This is a genomic window from Roseovarius marisflavi (genome assembly GCF_900142625.1).
Taxonomy (GTDB): Bacteria; Pseudomonadota; Alphaproteobacteria; order Rhodobacterales; family Rhodobacteraceae; genus Roseovarius; species Roseovarius marisflavi.
Genome location: NZ_FRBN01000023.1, coordinates 1 through 14,967 on the forward strand (window position 1 = coordinate 1; position 14,967 = coordinate 14,967).

At 58.8% G+C, this 14,967-nt stretch carries 12 protein-coding genes and 1 tRNA gene; 12 read left to right on the top strand and 1 reads right to left on the bottom strand.

What is annotated here, in order from left to right; all coding sequences use genetic code 11:
* Positions 1-95, top strand: a 95-nt coding sequence (locus tag BUB78_RS16000) for an EF-Tu C-terminal domain-related protein (protein WP_207545791.1), incomplete at its 5' end; no start/stop codon positions are given.
* Positions 96-163: 68 nt separating this feature from the next.
* Here BUB78_RS16000 and BUB78_RS16005 read toward each other — a convergent pair.
* Positions 164-946: a helix-turn-helix domain-containing protein gene (locus BUB78_RS16005; RefSeq protein WP_073199756.1), complete on the bottom strand. Its 783-nt coding sequence runs from the start codon at positions 944-946 to the stop codon at positions 164-166.
* 81 nt (positions 947-1,027) lie between these two features.
* Here BUB78_RS16005 and BUB78_RS16010 point away from each other — a divergent pair, with 81 nt between their 5' ends.
* The 11 genes from BUB78_RS16010 to rpoC all read left to right on the top strand — a co-directional run bounded on the left by BUB78_RS16010 (position 1,028) and on the right by rpoC (position 14,951).
* Positions 1,028-1,408, top strand: coding sequence for an MAPEG family protein (locus tag BUB78_RS16010; RefSeq protein WP_073199759.1), 381 nt, complete (start codon positions 1,028-1,030; stop codon positions 1,406-1,408).
* A 275-nt stretch (positions 1,409-1,683) separates the two neighbouring features.
* Positions 1,684-1,759: transfer RNA gene (locus tag BUB78_RS16015), tRNA-Trp, on the top strand.
* A 466-nt stretch (positions 1,760-2,225) separates the two neighbouring features.
* Positions 2,226-2,732, top strand: coding sequence for a hypothetical protein (locus BUB78_RS16020; RefSeq protein ID WP_245813539.1), 507 nt, complete (start codon positions 2,226-2,228; stop codon positions 2,730-2,732).
* Between the two features lie 117 nt (positions 2,733-2,849).
* Positions 2,850-3,047: a preprotein translocase subunit SecE gene (gene secE / locus BUB78_RS16025; RefSeq protein ID WP_073199764.1), complete on the top strand. Its 198-nt coding sequence runs from the start codon at positions 2,850-2,852 to the stop codon at positions 3,045-3,047.
* A gap of 191 nt (positions 3,048-3,238) precedes the next feature.
* Positions 3,239-3,772, top strand: coding sequence for a transcription termination/antitermination protein NusG (gene nusG / locus BUB78_RS16030; RefSeq protein WP_073199766.1), 534 nt, complete (start codon positions 3,239-3,241; stop codon positions 3,770-3,772).
* Between the two features lie 107 nt (positions 3,773-3,879).
* Positions 3,880-4,305, top strand: a complete 426-nt coding sequence (gene rplK, locus BUB78_RS16035) for a 50S ribosomal protein L11 (RefSeq protein ID WP_073199768.1) — start codon at positions 3,880-3,882, stop codon at positions 4,303-4,305.
* A 1-nt stretch (position 4,306) separates the two neighbouring features.
* The gene (gene rplA / locus BUB78_RS16040; protein ID WP_073199770.1) at positions 4,307-5,005 is read left to right on the top strand and encodes a 50S ribosomal protein L1; all 699 of its coding nucleotides are present in this window, start codon (positions 4,307-4,309) and stop codon (positions 5,003-5,005) included.
* A 253-nt stretch (positions 5,006-5,258) separates the two neighbouring features.
* Positions 5,259-5,777 (top strand): 50S ribosomal protein L10, encoded by a 519-nt coding sequence (gene rplJ, locus BUB78_RS16045; protein ID WP_073199772.1) that lies wholly within the window; start codon positions 5,259-5,261, stop codon positions 5,775-5,777.
* Positions 5,778-5,851: 74 nt separating this feature from the next.
* Positions 5,852-6,229: a 50S ribosomal protein L7/L12 gene (gene rplL, locus BUB78_RS16050; protein WP_073199773.1), complete on the top strand. Its 378-nt coding sequence runs from the start codon at positions 5,852-5,854 to the stop codon at positions 6,227-6,229.
* Positions 6,230-6,468: 239 nt separating this feature from the next.
* Positions 6,469-10,605 (top strand): DNA-directed RNA polymerase subunit beta, encoded by a 4,137-nt coding sequence (rpoB, locus tag BUB78_RS16055; RefSeq protein ID WP_073199775.1) that lies wholly within the window; start codon positions 6,469-6,471, stop codon positions 10,603-10,605.
* Between the two features lie 98 nt (positions 10,606-10,703).
* Entirely contained in the window at positions 10,704-14,951 is a 4,248-nt protein-coding gene (gene rpoC / locus BUB78_RS16060) for a DNA-directed RNA polymerase subunit beta' (RefSeq protein WP_073199777.1), read from the top strand.
* The last annotated feature ends 16 nt before the right edge of the window (positions 14,952-14,967 follow it).

Consider the following 14,967-nt stretch of genomic DNA (forward strand, 5'->3'; position numbering starts at 1 on the left):
TCGCCCCGATCGCCATGGAAGACGGCCTCCGTTTCGCCATCCGCGAAGGCGGCCGTACCGTCGGCGCCGGCGTCGTCTCCAAAATCATCGAGTAAGTTTGCCGCGCGTGGGTTTCACACCCACCCTACGCATTCAGAGAGGGCGCCAGAAATGGCGCCCTTATTTATTGTAAATCCCGCAGGAAATTCGCGCTGGCATCATCGAGCGGGACCATGAATTCGATTTCAAGCCCGTCAAGGCGCGCGTCCTGAAGGGTGGCAAGCTGCCCGACGAAGGGCGTCATCCGCAGCACCGGGCCGTCGGGCGCGCCGATTTCGAGGGCCGTGAACACCGGCGCCTGGTGCTGGCCGGTGATAAGCGCGGGGATGTGATCGAATACCCCGTTGCGACGGGCATCGGCAAAGCCGGCGGCAATGGCCGGGTTGCGCCCGGATGCGCTTTGCAGGCGGAAATAGAGGCCAAGGCTGGCATCCTCCCAGTTGTGAATGCCCGCCCGGAACGCCGGGGACAGGATTACGGTCAAAAGGCTTGGCGCGGCATTCGAGAAATCAAAGCCGAAACTCGCGAACAGGCGCGCGGCACGCGCATTCATCCGAAGAATCGTCCAGTCGCGATCAAGCGCAAAGGCGGGGAAGGGCCAGTTTTGCAGAATGCGCCGCTCGATCATGTCGAGCGCCCCGGTGATCTCGGCCGAAGAGAGCGAGCGTTCCGAATAGGGATTGCGCAGCCCCGATGCCTCGAACAGAGCGCTGCGCTGCGCGGCGCTCAGATTCAGCTCTGAACACAGGCGGCGCAAAAAACCGACCGTGGGCTTTGAGCGGCCGGTTTCCAGAAATGACAGGTGGCGCTGTGTGCTCGAGAGTTGCGCGGCAAGCGCAAGTTGGCTGATCCCGAGGGTGCGGCGCAGGGTCTTGAGGGCGTTGCCGAAAGTAATGTCGGATTGCATGGCGAATATTCCTTACAAGGGAATTGAGAGTATTCCCTTTGGCTTTTACCTCAAGAGACATCACAGCAAAAGGAATGGAAGATGGTTTTCTGGATACTGGCAGGCCTCGGCGCCTACCTGCTTACAGTCTATTTGCCTGCAATGATCTTGTTCGCGCAGATCGGCTTGCGCGCCTACACCGGCCCGCGCGATACCTTGCCGGATCCCGGTGTGCGGCGCGCCCGCGCCCTCAGGGCGGCCAGTAACTTTCAAGAGCATATGCCGGTGTTTCTGGGTCTTGGTCTTTTGGCGATGCTCGTGCCGGGCGCGGATATGGCGCAGGCGGCTCTTGGGGCGGAGATTTTCGTGCTTTCGCGGCTGGTCTATGTTGCGATCTACGTGAGCGGCCTGCCGATGGTGCGCTCGGTTGTGTTTGCGGTCGGGTTTGTCGGTCTTGTGATGATGGCGCTGTCGTTGAGTTAGGGCTTGTGAACAGTCATCACATTGCTGCCCTCAAATCAGAGTGCGAGCGGCAAAATGTGTCTCGCGCGGGTGGGGCATGATGAATGTCCGCAGGCCCTGGGCGTGTCGGCATTCACAGAGTGCATGCAAGCGATTTGATCCGCCAGTCCGGCAGGTCCGGGGGGCGGGCGCAGCTTGTGGAAGGCGGGCGGCTTGTTTTTTAACGGTCCATCCGCAGAAACAAGCAATTGCGCGCTTGATTCCCGGCCAAAGGTGGCTTAATCCGGCGCCACGATAGGGGTATAGCTCAGTTGGTAGAGCGACGGTCTCCAAAACCGTAGGTCCCGGGTTCGAGTCCCTGTGCCCCTGCCATTTCCTCAGACAAGATCAGGCCGCAGACATGCGTTCAGTTGCTGACAACCGGCGACAGGGCTGGCGCTTTCCAGTATGCTGCAACCGATCGGGGCGCGCATGTGGATCGGTCCGGGCTTGATCGATATGCCGGTGCATGTGGTTGGTGGCTGGCTGACCCGCTTTGGAAGCCAGATAAAACTCTGACGAAAATGTGACTAAAGGAGACGCGCCCCGGTTCCGCCCCAGGCGTGCCATCTTTTTGCCCCATTTGTGCCGCACCTTCACCTTTAATCGACTCGTGAGCTTTCGGGGGAAAGCGCGACCGATCCGCGTGGGGGCGTGGGAGAATGAGAAAGTAGCTGCTATGACAACGCAATTTATGCGGGGCGCAAACCCGCAATCATATTTACCGCATGTTGGATCTGAATTTGAAGGCCATGCGCCTGCTGATGCTGCTTCTACGGATGAGGCAGTTACCAATGCCATGGCGACGATCCACGAAATCCTGACCGAAGAACGCCGCACCATAAGCCGCCGGAGCCTGCCTGATCTGGCACCGGGAGCCTCGGCGTCGCATCTTGTGGCACGTCCTAAACGCGGCCGCAAGAATGCCACAAAGGCGGCGGCGAAATCAACTAGGACCTCCAAACTCGGCGGGTTTTTGAAACCTGCCGATGTGATGGCACGGCTCAAGGCCACGCCGGTCAAGCCGCATCACGCATTCTGGCTGGTGACCTTTGTCTTGGTATTGGTTTGGCCGATGCTTGTACTGGCAACGCTCTTTGTCGGTTTCTGGATGGTGGTGCTTGGCGCCGCGATCTTTGGGCTTGAATGGATGAAAGGCCTGCGCAGCAAGGCGTTTGCGACGCTGCCAGAAATCTGGGCGCTGTCGCGCGACTTGCCGCCGCTGACACTGCGCCGCGAGGCAGATCCGGACCCGTTTGAGCACCTTCCCGATCCGTTCGAGCGGATCAGCCCCGAGCCGCAGTAAGGCTTCATCTTTCAGACCTGTACAAAGGGCAGGGGGGCAGTGGCCCTTCTGCCCTTGAATTCATGCGCCAGCCCGCGTATGTCGCGCTTAACAGGTATATCAGAGAAGACAGCGCAGATGGCACGCACGAATCCGCTTCAGTTTATTCAGCAGGTCCGCTCGGAAGTGGCCAAGGTGATTTGGCCCACCCGCCGCGAGGTTTTGCTGACCACGGTCATGGTGTTTATCATGGCCACGGTTACGGCGATCTTTTTTGCGCTGGTCGATCTGGCCATTCGCGGTGGTCTGCAGGCCGTGCTGAACATGTTTGGCTAGGTCGGCATAAAATCGCGGACAGACCCTTGAAATTGCGGGCAATCAAAGGTAGTTGACGGCACACTTCTGGAGATGGCGCGCGGCGATTCGGGTTGCGCGCCGATTTTTGTTCCGGAAAGTGCAGGTCAAGTGCCTGAAAGAATACGGACTTCCGGCGAAATGCCGGTCAGAATAAAAGGCATAGGTCGAAGATGGCAAAGCGGTGGTACTCGGTCAGTGTTCTTTCGAATTTCGAAAAGAAGATCGCCGAGCAAATCAGACTATCTGTCATCGAGAACGGTCTTGAGGACGAGATCGAAGAGGTTCTTGTGCCCACCGAAGAGGTGATCGAGATCCGCCGTGGCAAGAAAGTGACCGCCGAGCGTCGCTTTATGCCGGGTTACGTTCTTGTGCGCATGGAAATGTCTGACCGCGGCTATCACCTGATCAACTCGATCAACCGCGTGACCGGTTTCCTTGGCCCGCAGGGGCGCCCGATGCCGATGCGCGATGCCGAGGTGAACGCGATCCTCAACCGCGTGCAAGAGGGCGAAGACAGCCCGCGCACCCTGATCCACTTTGAGATCGGCGAGAAGGTCAAGGTCAACGACGGCCCGTTCGAGGATTTCGACGGCATGGTCGAGGAAGTCGATGAAGACAACCAGCGCCTCAAGGTGTCGGTGTCGATCTTTGGCCGGGAAACCCCGGTCGAACTGGAATTCACACAGGTCACGAAACAGTCCTGATCTTGTGAGACGTGGGAGGCGAGGGTGCCGCGGCATCCGGACCAGACCACACAACGAAGAACCCGAGGGGCGCGCCCTGACGGTGTTGGAAACAAAGGAGAGGCCAGATGGCCAAGAAACTCGTTGGTAAGATGAAGCTGCAGGTGAAAGCCGGGCAAGCTAACCCCAGCCCGCCCGTGGGCCCCGCGCTCGGTCAGCGCGGCATCAACATCATGGAATTCTGCAAGGCGTTCAACGCCAAGACCGCAGACCTTGAGCCCGGTGCCCCCTGTCCGACAGTGATTTCCTACTATCAGGACAAATCGTTCGAGATGGAAATCAAGACGCCGCCCGCGTCCTACTATCTGAAAAAAGCTGCCAAGCTGCCTTCGGGGTCCAAAACCCCCGGCCGCACCACAGCCGGTTATGTCTCGACCAAGCAGGTCAAGGAAATCGCTGAAGCGAAATGGAAAGACCTGAACGCAAACGACGTCGAAGCGGCGATGAAGATCATCCTCGGCTCTGCACGTTCCATGGGCATCGAGGTGAAGTAAGATGGCAAAACTTGGAAAACGTACCCGCGCCGTTCGTGAAGCTTTCGCTGGCAAGGACAACCTGAGCGTTGAAGACGCCATTGCCCTGGTCAAAGACAATGCCACCGCGAAATTCGACGAAACTGTTGAGATTTCGATGAACCTTGGTGTTGATCCGCGTCACGCTGACCAGATGGTTCGCGGTGTTGTCGGTCTGCCCAATGGCACCGGCAAAGACGTTCGCGTCGCCGTGTTCGCCCGTGGCCCCAAGGCCGAAGAGGCGCAGGCCGCCGGTGCCGACATCGTTGGCGCAGAAGACCTGATGGAAATCGTGCAAAGCGGCAAGATCGACTTTGACCGCTGCATCGCCACCCCCGACATGATGCCCGTTGTGGGCCGTCTGGGTAAGGTGCTTGGCCCGCGCAATCTGATGCCGAACCCCAAAGTGGGCACGGTCACCATGGATGTGGCGCAGGCCGTCAAGAACGCCAAAGGCGGCGAAGTGCAGTTCAAGGCCGAAAAAGCCGGTGTTGTGCATGCCGGTATCGGCAAAGCCTCGTTTGACGCAGGCAAGCTTGCCGAGAACGTCCGCGCCTTTGTTGTCGCCGTGCAAAAGGCCCGTCCGGCCGGCGCCAAGGGCACCTATGTGAAGAAAATCTCGATTTCTTCGACCATGGGCGCCGGTGTGTCGATCGACGTCACAAGCGCGGTTGTCGAATAAGAATTTGCACCCGGGTCACTGATCCGGGGGCGAATGGCAGGGCCTTACCTTGGCCCTGTCCTGTCCGAGACGGAGGGTTGCCGCAGCCGCGGTTCATAATTCCTTCCTGAGATGGGGAACGAGATAAGATTTCAAACGAGGGCAGCCGCCTTCGGGTGATTTTGGCCTCGGGACCCTGAAATTGGACCCGAACGCTGCCCCTCGGGGTGGCAAAAATGAGCCGGGGGGAGACCCCCAAATTTGGAGTGAAACTGTGGATAGAGCCCAGAAAGAGAAAGTGGTCGAGGAACTCGGCCAGATCTTTGAAAGCTCTGGCGTTGTAGTGGTTGCCCACTACACGGGTCTTACAGTTGCCGAAATGCAAGATCTGCGTGCCCGCGCCCGTGCGGCAGAGGCATCAGTTCGTGTAGCCAAGAACAGGCTCGCCAAAATCGCCCTTGAGGGCAAGCCGTGCGCAAGCATTGCTGACTACCTCTCGGGTATGACCGTTCTTACCTTCTCCGAGGACCCCGTGGCAGCAGCCAAGGTGGCCGAGGACTTCGCCAAAGATAACAAAAAGTTTGAGATCCTTGGCGGGGCAATGGGCGAGACCGCTCTGGACCGTGCTGGTGTTGAAGCCACGTCGAAACTGCCGTCGCGCGATGAACTTATCGCGACAATCGTTGGCATGATCGGCGCACCTGCTTCCAACATCGCGGGGGCCATTGGCGCACCTGCTTCGAATATCGCGAGCATTCTTTCGACCATCGAAGAGAAGGCCGAAGCCGCGTAAGGTAACTGTATTATCCGCGTAGGGGGTTGATTACCCAACGTTGGAACACATCTAGAAAACGGAAAGAGTCACAAATGGCTGATCTGAAAAAACTTGCAGAAGAGATCGTTGGTCTGACGCTTCTCGAAGCACAAGAACTGAAAACCATCCTCAAAGACGAGTACGGCATCGAGCCCGCCGCCGGTGGCGCGGTCATGATGGCTGGCCCGGCTGGCGACGCTGGTGCGGCTGCTGAAGAGCAAACCGAATTTGACGTGATCCTGAAATCGGCCGGTGCGTCGAAGATCAACGTCATCAAAGAGGTTCGCGCGATCACTGGTCTTGGTCTGAAAGAAGCCAAAGATCTGGTGGAAGCAGGCGGCAAAGCCGTGAAAGAGCAAGTCTCGAAAGACGAAGCAGAAGAGATCAAGGGCAAGCTGGAAGCAGCTGGCGCCGAAGTCGAACTGAAGTAATCTTCGCCGGGGCAACCCGGAGGAAAATAAAGGCTGGGTCCGGGTTTCCGGGCCCGGCCAAACCTGTCTCAGAGAGGCCCTGCGATGCTCGGGGCTTTTCTAAGGCAAGGTTTATATGATCGGGAGGCTGTCTTTGGGACGATGGCCGTGAATGGATCAAATCAGGCCCTCTCGTATGGCCGCGGCGCTGGAGCCCGACAGCGCGCGCGACCGGTGAGAAATGAAAGGTGACTTCGACCATGGCTCAGACCTACCTCGGCCAGAAACGTTTGCGCAAATATTACGGCAAGATCCGTGAAGTGCTTGAAATGCCGAACCTCATCGAGGTTCAGAAATCCTCGTATGATCTGTTTTTGAAATCAGGCGATGAGCCCCAGCCGATGGACGGCGAGGGGATTAAAGGCGTTTTCCAATCGGTATTCCCGATCAAGGACTTCAACGAAACCAGCGTGCTGGAATTCGTAAGCTACGATCTTGAAAAGCCGAAATATGACGTTGAGGAATGCATGCAGCGTGACATGACCTACAGCGCCCCGCTGAAGGTCAAGCTGCGGCTGATCGTGTTTGATGTCGACGAAGATACCGGCGCGAAATCCGTCAAGGATATCAAGGAACAAGACGTATTCATGGGCGATATGCCCCTGATGACGCCGAACGGCACTTTTGTCGTGAACGGCACCGAGCGCGTGATCGTCTCCCAGATGCACCGCAGCCCGGGCGTGTTCTTTGACCACGACAAGGGCAAGACCCATTCGTCGGGCAAATTGCTGTTCACCTGCCGGATCATCCCCTATCGCGGCTCCTGGCTCGACTTTGAATTCGACGCCAAGGACATCGTCTTTTCGCGCATCGACCGTCGCCGCAAACTGCCGGTGACGACGCTTCTTTACGCGCTTGGTCTTGACCAAGAGGCGATCATGGATGCCTATTACGACACCGTCGGTTTCAAGCTGAAGAAGAAAAAGGGCTGGGTCACCAAGTTCTTCCCCGAGCGCGTGCGCGGCACCCGCCCGACCTATGACCTTGTCGACGCCAAAACCGGTGAAGTGATTGCCGAAGCGGGCAAGAAAGTTACGCCGCGCGCGGTCAAGAAGCTGATCGACGAAGGCAATGTGACCGAACTTTTGGTGCCGTTCGACCATATCGTCGGCAAGTTCGTGGCGCGTGACATCATCAATGAAGAAACCGGCGCGATCTATGTCGAAGCGGGCGATGAGCTTACGCTTGAGTATGACAAAGCGGGCGAAGTCACCGGTGGCAGCCTCCAGGAATTGATGGATGCGGGCGTGACCGATATCCCGGTGCTGGACATCGACAACATCAATGTTGGCCCCTACATCCGCAACACGATGGCGGCAGACAAGAACATGAACCGCGGCAGCGCGCTCATGGATATCTACCGGGTGATGCGTCCGGGCGAGCCACCCACCGAAGAGGCCTCGGCGGCGCTTTTCGAGACGCTGTTCTTTGACTCCGAGCGCTATGACCTTTCGGCCGTTGGTCGCGTCAAGATGAACATGCGTCTTGCCCTCGACAAGCCCGACACACAGCGCACGCTGGACCGCGATGATATCGTGGCCTGCATCAAGGCGCTGGTCGAGCTGCGCGACGGGCGCGGCGATATCGACGACATCGACCACCTCGGCAACCGCCGGGTGCGTTCGGTTGGCGAATTGATGGAGAACCAGTATCGCGTCGGCCTTCTGCGGATGGAACGCGCGATCAAAGAGCGGATGTCTTCGGTCGAGATCGACACGGTGATGCCGCAGGATCTTATCAACGCCAAGCCGGCCGCGGCCGCGGTGCGTGAATTCTTCGGCTCTTCGCAGCTGTCGCAGTTCATGGACCAGACCAACCCGCTCTCCGAAGTGACCCACAAACGCCGTCTTTCGGCGCTTGGGCCGGGTGGTCTTACGCGCGAACGCGCGGGCTTTGAGGTGCGCGACGTGCACCCGACCCACTATGGCCGGATGTGCCCGATTGAAACGCCGGAAGGCCCGAACATCGGTCTGATCAACAGCCTCGCCACCTTTGCGCGGGTTAACAAGTACGGCTTTATCGAAACCCCTTATCGCAAGGTGGTTGACGGTCAGGTGACGGATGACGTGCAATACATGTCCGCCACCGAGGAAATGCGCCACACCGTGGCGCAGGCCAACGCCAACCTCGATGAATCAGGCAAGTTCGTCAACGATCTGGTCAGCACGCGCCAATCGGGCGAATACATGCTGGCGCCGCGCGAAAGCGTGGACCTGATCGACGTCAGCCCCAAACAGCTGGTCTCGGTTGCCGCCTCGCTTATTCCGTTCCTTGAAAACGACGACGCCAACCGCGCCCTCATGGGCTCGAACATGCAACGTCAGGCGGTTCCGACCCTGCGTGCCGAGGCCCCGCTTGTGGGCACCGGTATCGAAGGTGTCGTGGCGCGCGATTCAGGCGCGGCCATCATGGCGCGTCGCGGCGGTGTCATCGACCAGGTCGATGCACAGCGGATCGTGATCCGGGCGACCTCTGATCTTGAGATCGGGGATCCGGGCGTTGATATCTACCGGATGCGCAAATTCCAGCGCTCGAACCAGAACTCCTGCATCAACCAGCAGCCGCTGGTGAAGGTGGGCGATCTGGTGACCAAGGGCGAAGTGATCGCCGATGGTCCCTGTACCGATATGGGCGAGCTGGCGCTTGGCAAGAACGTGATCACGGCCTTCATGCCGTGGAATGGCTACAACTACGAAGACTCGATCCTGATCTCGGAACGCATCGTGCGCGATGACGTGTTTACCTCGATCCATATCGAAGAATTCGAAGTGGCCGCACGAGATACCAAGCTTGGACCGGAAGAAATTACCCGCGACATTCCCAACGTCGGTGAAGAAGCGCTGCGCAACCTCGACGAGGCCGGCATCGTTTACATCGGCGCCGATGTGGAGCCGGGCGATATCCTTGTGGGCAAGATCACCCCGAAGGGTGAATCGCCGATGACACCGGAAGAAAAGCTGCTGCGGGCGATCTTTGGCGAAAAGGCCTCGGACGTGCGTGACACAAGCCTGCGCGTCAAGCCGGGCGATTTCGGCACGGTCGTCGAAGTGCGCGTCTTTAACCGCCATGGTGTGGAAAAAGACGAACGCGCGCTTCAGATCGAGCGTGAAGAAGTCGAGCGTCTGGCGCGTGACCGTGACGACGAGCTGGCGATCCTGGATCGCAACATCTATGCCCGTCTCAAGACGCTTGTGCTTGGCAAAGTGGCCGTCAAAGGCCCCAAAGGCGTCAAGTCGAACTCGGACATCACCGAGGACCTGCTGGCGACGCTGACCAAAGGTCAGTGGTGGCAGCTGGCGCTGAAAGACGAGGCCGATGCCCAGATCGTCGAGGCGCTGCACGAACAGTACGAGGCGCAAAAGCGCACGCTGGATGCGCGGTTCGAGGACAAGGTCGAGAAAGTGCGCCGTGGCGACGATCTTCCGCCGGGTGTGATGAAGATGGTGAAAGTCTTCATCGCCGTGAAGCGCAAGCTTCAGCCGGGCGACAAGATGGCCGGTCGGCACGGCAACAAGGGTGTTGTGTCCAAGGTGATCCCGATCGAGGACATGCCGTTCCTTGCGGATGGTACGACCGTGGATATCTGTCTTAACCCGCTCGGCGTTCCCAGCCGGATGAACGTGGGCCAGATCCTTGAGTGTCACATGGGCTGGGCGGCGCGTTCGCTTGGTATCAAGATCGATGAATCGCTCCAGGAATATCGCCGCTCTGGCGACATGACCCCGGTGCGCGAAGCGATGCGGATCGCCTATGGCGACGATGTCTATGACGAGGGCATCGCCGATATGGACGAAAAGACCCTGGTCGATGCGGCCGGTACCGTGACACGCGGTGTGCCGATTGCAACGCCGGTGTTTGATGGCGCCAAAGAGCATGACGTGAACGATGCGCTGAAACGCGCGGGCTTTGACGAAAGTGGTCAGTCGGTGCTGTTTGATGGCCGCTCGGGCGAGCAGTTTGCGCGTCCGGTGACCGTGGGCATCAAGTATCTGCTCAAGCTGCATCACCTGGTCGATGACAAGATCCACGCGCGTTCGACAGGGCCCTACAGCCTTGTCACCCAACAGCCGTTGGGCGGTAAAGCGCAGTTCGGTGGCCAGCGTTTCGGGGAAATGGAGGTCTGGGCTCTGGAAGCTTATGGCGCCGCCTATACCCTGCAGGAAATGCTGACTGTGAAGTCGGACGACGTGGCAGGCCGCACCAAGGTCTACGAGTCGATCGTCAAGGGCGAGGACAATTTCGAAGCCGGTATCCCGGAATCGTTCAACGTTCTTGTCAAAGAGGTCCGGGGCCTTGGCCTCAACATGGAACTCCTGGATGCGGAGGAAGATGAGTAAGCGCAGCGCTCCGGACCCTTTCAAAGGGTCCGGTCCGTTTTCTTTTCAAGAAAACGGTGTTGTCCCTCCCTTCACCGCCAGTCTCTAAGGATTTGAAAATGAACCAGGAACTCACAAACAACCCGTTCAACCCGGTGGCTCCCACCAAGGTGTTCGATGAAATCAAGGTCAGCCTTGCCAGCCCCGAACGTATTCTGAGCTGGTCTTATGGCGAGATCAAAAAGCCGGAAACCATCAACTATCGGACCTTCAAGCCCGAGCGTGATGGTCTGTTCTGTGCGCGTATCTTTGGCCCGATCAAGGATTACGAATGCCTTTGCGGCAAATACAAGCGGATGAAGTATCGTGGCGTTGTCTGCGAGAAATGCGGCGTTGAAGTCACCCTTCAAAAGGTCCGCCGCGAGCGTATGGGCCACATCGAGCTGGCCGCGCCCTGCGCCCACATCTGGTTTCTGAAGTCGCTGCCGTCGCGCATTGGTCTCATGCTGGACATGACCCTGCGCGATCTGGAGCGTGTGCTTTATTTTGAAAACTATGTCGTCATCGAGCCCGGCCTGACCGACCTTACCTATGGTCAGATGCTGAGCGAAGAAGAGTTCATGGATGCTCAGGATGCCTATGGCATGGACGCCTTCACCGCCAATATCGGCGCCGAAGCGATCCGCGAAATGCTTCAGAACATCGACCTGGAGGCCGAGGCAGAGCGTCTGCGCGCCGATCTCAAAGAGGCCACTGGAGAACTCAAGCCGAAGAAGATCATCAAGCGTCTGAAAGTCGTCGAATCCTTCCTTGATTCCGGCAACCGCCCGGAATGGATGGTGATGACGGTCATTCCGGTCATCCCGCCAGAGCTGCGCCCGCTGGTGCCGCTGGATGGGGGCCGTTTTGCCACCTCTGACCTTAACGATCTCTATCGTCGCGTGATCAACCGGAACAACCGCCTCAAGCGTCTTATCGAGCTGCGTGCGCCCGATATCATCGTGCGCAACGAAAAGCGGATGCTGCAGGAATCGGTCGATGCGCTGTTTGACAACGGTCGTCGTGGCCGCGTCATTACAGGCGCCAACAAGCGCCCGCTGAAATCGCTGTCGGACATGCTCAAGGGCAAACAGGGTCGTTTCCGCCAGAACCTTTTGGGCAAGCGCGTCGACTTTTCCGGTCGTTCGGTGATTGTGACCGGTCCCGAGCTCAAGCTGCATCAATGCGGTCTGCCGAAAAAGATGGCGCTCGAACTGTTCAAGCCGTTCATCTATTCGCGTCTTGAGGCCAAGGGCCTCAGCTCGACCGTGAAACAGGCCAAGAAGCTGGTGGAAAAGGAACGTCCCGAGGTTTGGGATATCCTTGATGAGGTGATCCGCGAGCATCCCGTGATGCTTAACCGGGCGCCGACCCTGCACCGTCTTGGCATTCAGGCGTTCGAGCCGGTTCTGATCGAGGGCAAGGCCATTCAGCTTCACCCGCTGGTCTGTGCCGCTTTCAACGCCGACTTTGACGGTGACCAGATGGCCGTTCACGTGCCGCTTTCGCTTGAAGCCCAGCTTGAAGCGCGCGTGTTGATGATGTCGACCAACAACGTTCTGTCGCCCGCCAACGGCGCGCCGATCATCGTTCCCTCGCAGGACATGATCCTTGGCCTCTATTATGTCACGCTGATGCGCGAAGGCATGAAGGGCGAGGGCATGGTGTTTTCGTCGATCGAAGAGGTTCAGCATGCGCTGGACTCGGGCGAGGTGCATCTGCACTCGCGCGTTACCGCACGGGTGCCGCAGATTGATGCCGAGGGCAACGAGGTGATCATCCGCGTGGAAACCACTCCAGGCCGGGTACGTCTTGGGGCGCTTCTGCCGCAAAACGCCAAGGCGCCGTTCAGCCTTGTGAACCGTCTGCTGCGCAAGAAAGAAGTGCAGCAGGTCATCGACACCGTCTATCGCTATTGCGGTCAGAAAGAGAGCGTCATTTTCTGTGACCAGATCATGACACTCGGCTTCCGCGAGGCCTTCAAGGCCGGCATTTCTTTCGGCAAGGATGACATGGTGATCCCCGACACCAAATGGACCATCGTCGAGGAAACTCGCGGTCAGGTGAAAGGTTTCGAGCAGCAGTACATGGACGGTCTGATCACCCAGGGCGAAAAGTACAACAAGGTTGTCGATGCCTGGTCGAAGTGTAACGATCAGGTCACCGATGCGATGATGGGAACCATCTCGGCCGAGCGTAAAGACGAAAACGGTGCCGTGATGGAGCCGAACTCGGTCTATATGATGGCGCACTCCGGTGCGCGTGGCTCGGTCACCCAGATGAAACAGCTGGGCGGGATGCGCGGCCTGATGGCCAAGCCGAATGGCGACATCATCGAGACACCGATCATCTCGAACTTCAAGGAAGGTCTGACCGTTCTTGAATACTTCAACTCGACCCACGGCGCCCGTAAAGGTCTGTCTGATACGGCTCTGAAGACGGCCAACTCGGGTTACCTGACACGTCGTCTGGTGGATGTCGCGCAAGACTGTATCGTGCGTCAGCATGATTGCGGAACCGAGCGTGCGGTGACGGTTGAAGCGGCTGTCAATGACGGTGAGATCGTGGCCTCGCTGGCCGAACGTGTTCTGGGCCGTGTCGTGGCCGAGGATGTCGTTGATCCGATCAGCGACGCGGTTCTGATCACCACCGGTCAGCTTATCGACGAACGTATGGCGGATTCGCTTGAAGAGGCTGCGGTGCAAACCGTGCGTCTGCGCTCGCCGCTGACCTGTGAGGCCGAGGATGGCGTATGCGCCATGTGCTATGGTCGTGACCTTGCGCGCGGTACGATGGTCAACATCGGCGAGGCCGTGGGCATCATCGCGGCACAGTCGATCGGCGAGCCGGGCACACAGCTTACGATGCGGACCTTCCACATCGGCGGCGTTGCCCAAGGTGGCCAGCAGTCGTTCCTTGAAGCCAGCCAAGAGGGCACGATCACCTATGATCAGCCGCAGACACTGGTCAATTCCAACGGTGAAACCCTCGTCATGGGCCGGAACATGAAGTTGCGGATCATCGGCGACAAGGGCGTTGAACTTGCCAGCCACAAGGTCGGCTACGGCACGCGTCTGTTCGTTGAAGAGGGCGGCAAGGTTGTGCGCGGTCAGAAACTGTTCGAATGGGATCCCTATACCCTGCCGATCCTGGCCGAGAAATCCGGTACGGCGAAATTTGTCGACCTCGTCAGCGGCGTTGCCGTGCGTGACGTGACCGATGATGCCACCGGCATGACCCAGAAGATCGTGACCGACTGGCGCGCGGCGCCCAAGGGCAACGAGCTTAAGCCCGAGGTGTTCATCGTGGGCGCCGATGGCGAGCCGATGCGCAACGATGCGGGCAACCCGGTGACCTATCCGATGTCGGTCGATGCCATTCTCGCGGTTGAAGAAGGCCAGGAGGTGCATGCCGGTGACGTGATCGCGCGGATTCCGCGCGAAGGTGGCAAGACCAAGGACATTACCGGCGGTCTGCCGCGTGTGGCCGAACTTTTTGAGGCACGTCGCCCCAAGGATCACGCCATCATCGCGGAAATCGACGGCTATGTTCGCTATGGTCGCGACTACAAGAACAAGCGTCGCATCACCATCGAGCCGGCCGACGATACCCTGGAGCCCGTTGAATACATGGTGCCCAAGGGCAAGCACATTCCGGTTCAGGAAGGTGATTTTGTCCAGAAGGGTGATTACATCATGGACGGCAACCCCGCGCCGCATGACATCCTCGGGATCATGGGTGTCGAGGCGCTGGCGAACTACATGATCGACGAGGTGCAAGAGGTCTATCGTCTGCAAGGCGTGAAGATCAACGACAAACACATCGAAGTGATCGTGCGCCAGATGTTGCAGAAATGGGAAATCCAGGACAGCGGCGATACCACGCTTCTGAAGGGCGAGCATGTCGACAAGGCCGAGTTTGACGAAGCCAACGACAAGGCGATCTCGAAGGGCGGACGTCCGGCACAGGGCGAGCCGATCCTTCTCGGGATCACCAAGGCCAGCCTGCAAACCCGCAGCTTTATCTCGGCGGCGTCGTTCCAGGAAACCACCCGCGTGCTGACCGAGGCATCGGTTCAGGGCAAGCGCGACAAGCTGGTCGGTCTCAAGGAGAACGTTATCGTGGGTCGCCTTATCCCGGCGGGCACCGGTGGCGCCACCCAGGAGATGCGTCGCATCGCAACCGCGCGTGACAGCGTCGTGATCGAGGCCCGTCAGGAAGAAGCCGCCGCTGCGGCCGCTCTTGCCGCGCCTGTGGTGGAAGATGATGTTGTTGGCGGTGACGAGTTCGACAATCTGGTGGACACACCGGAGAGCCGCGACGAATAAGACCAACGGTCTGAGT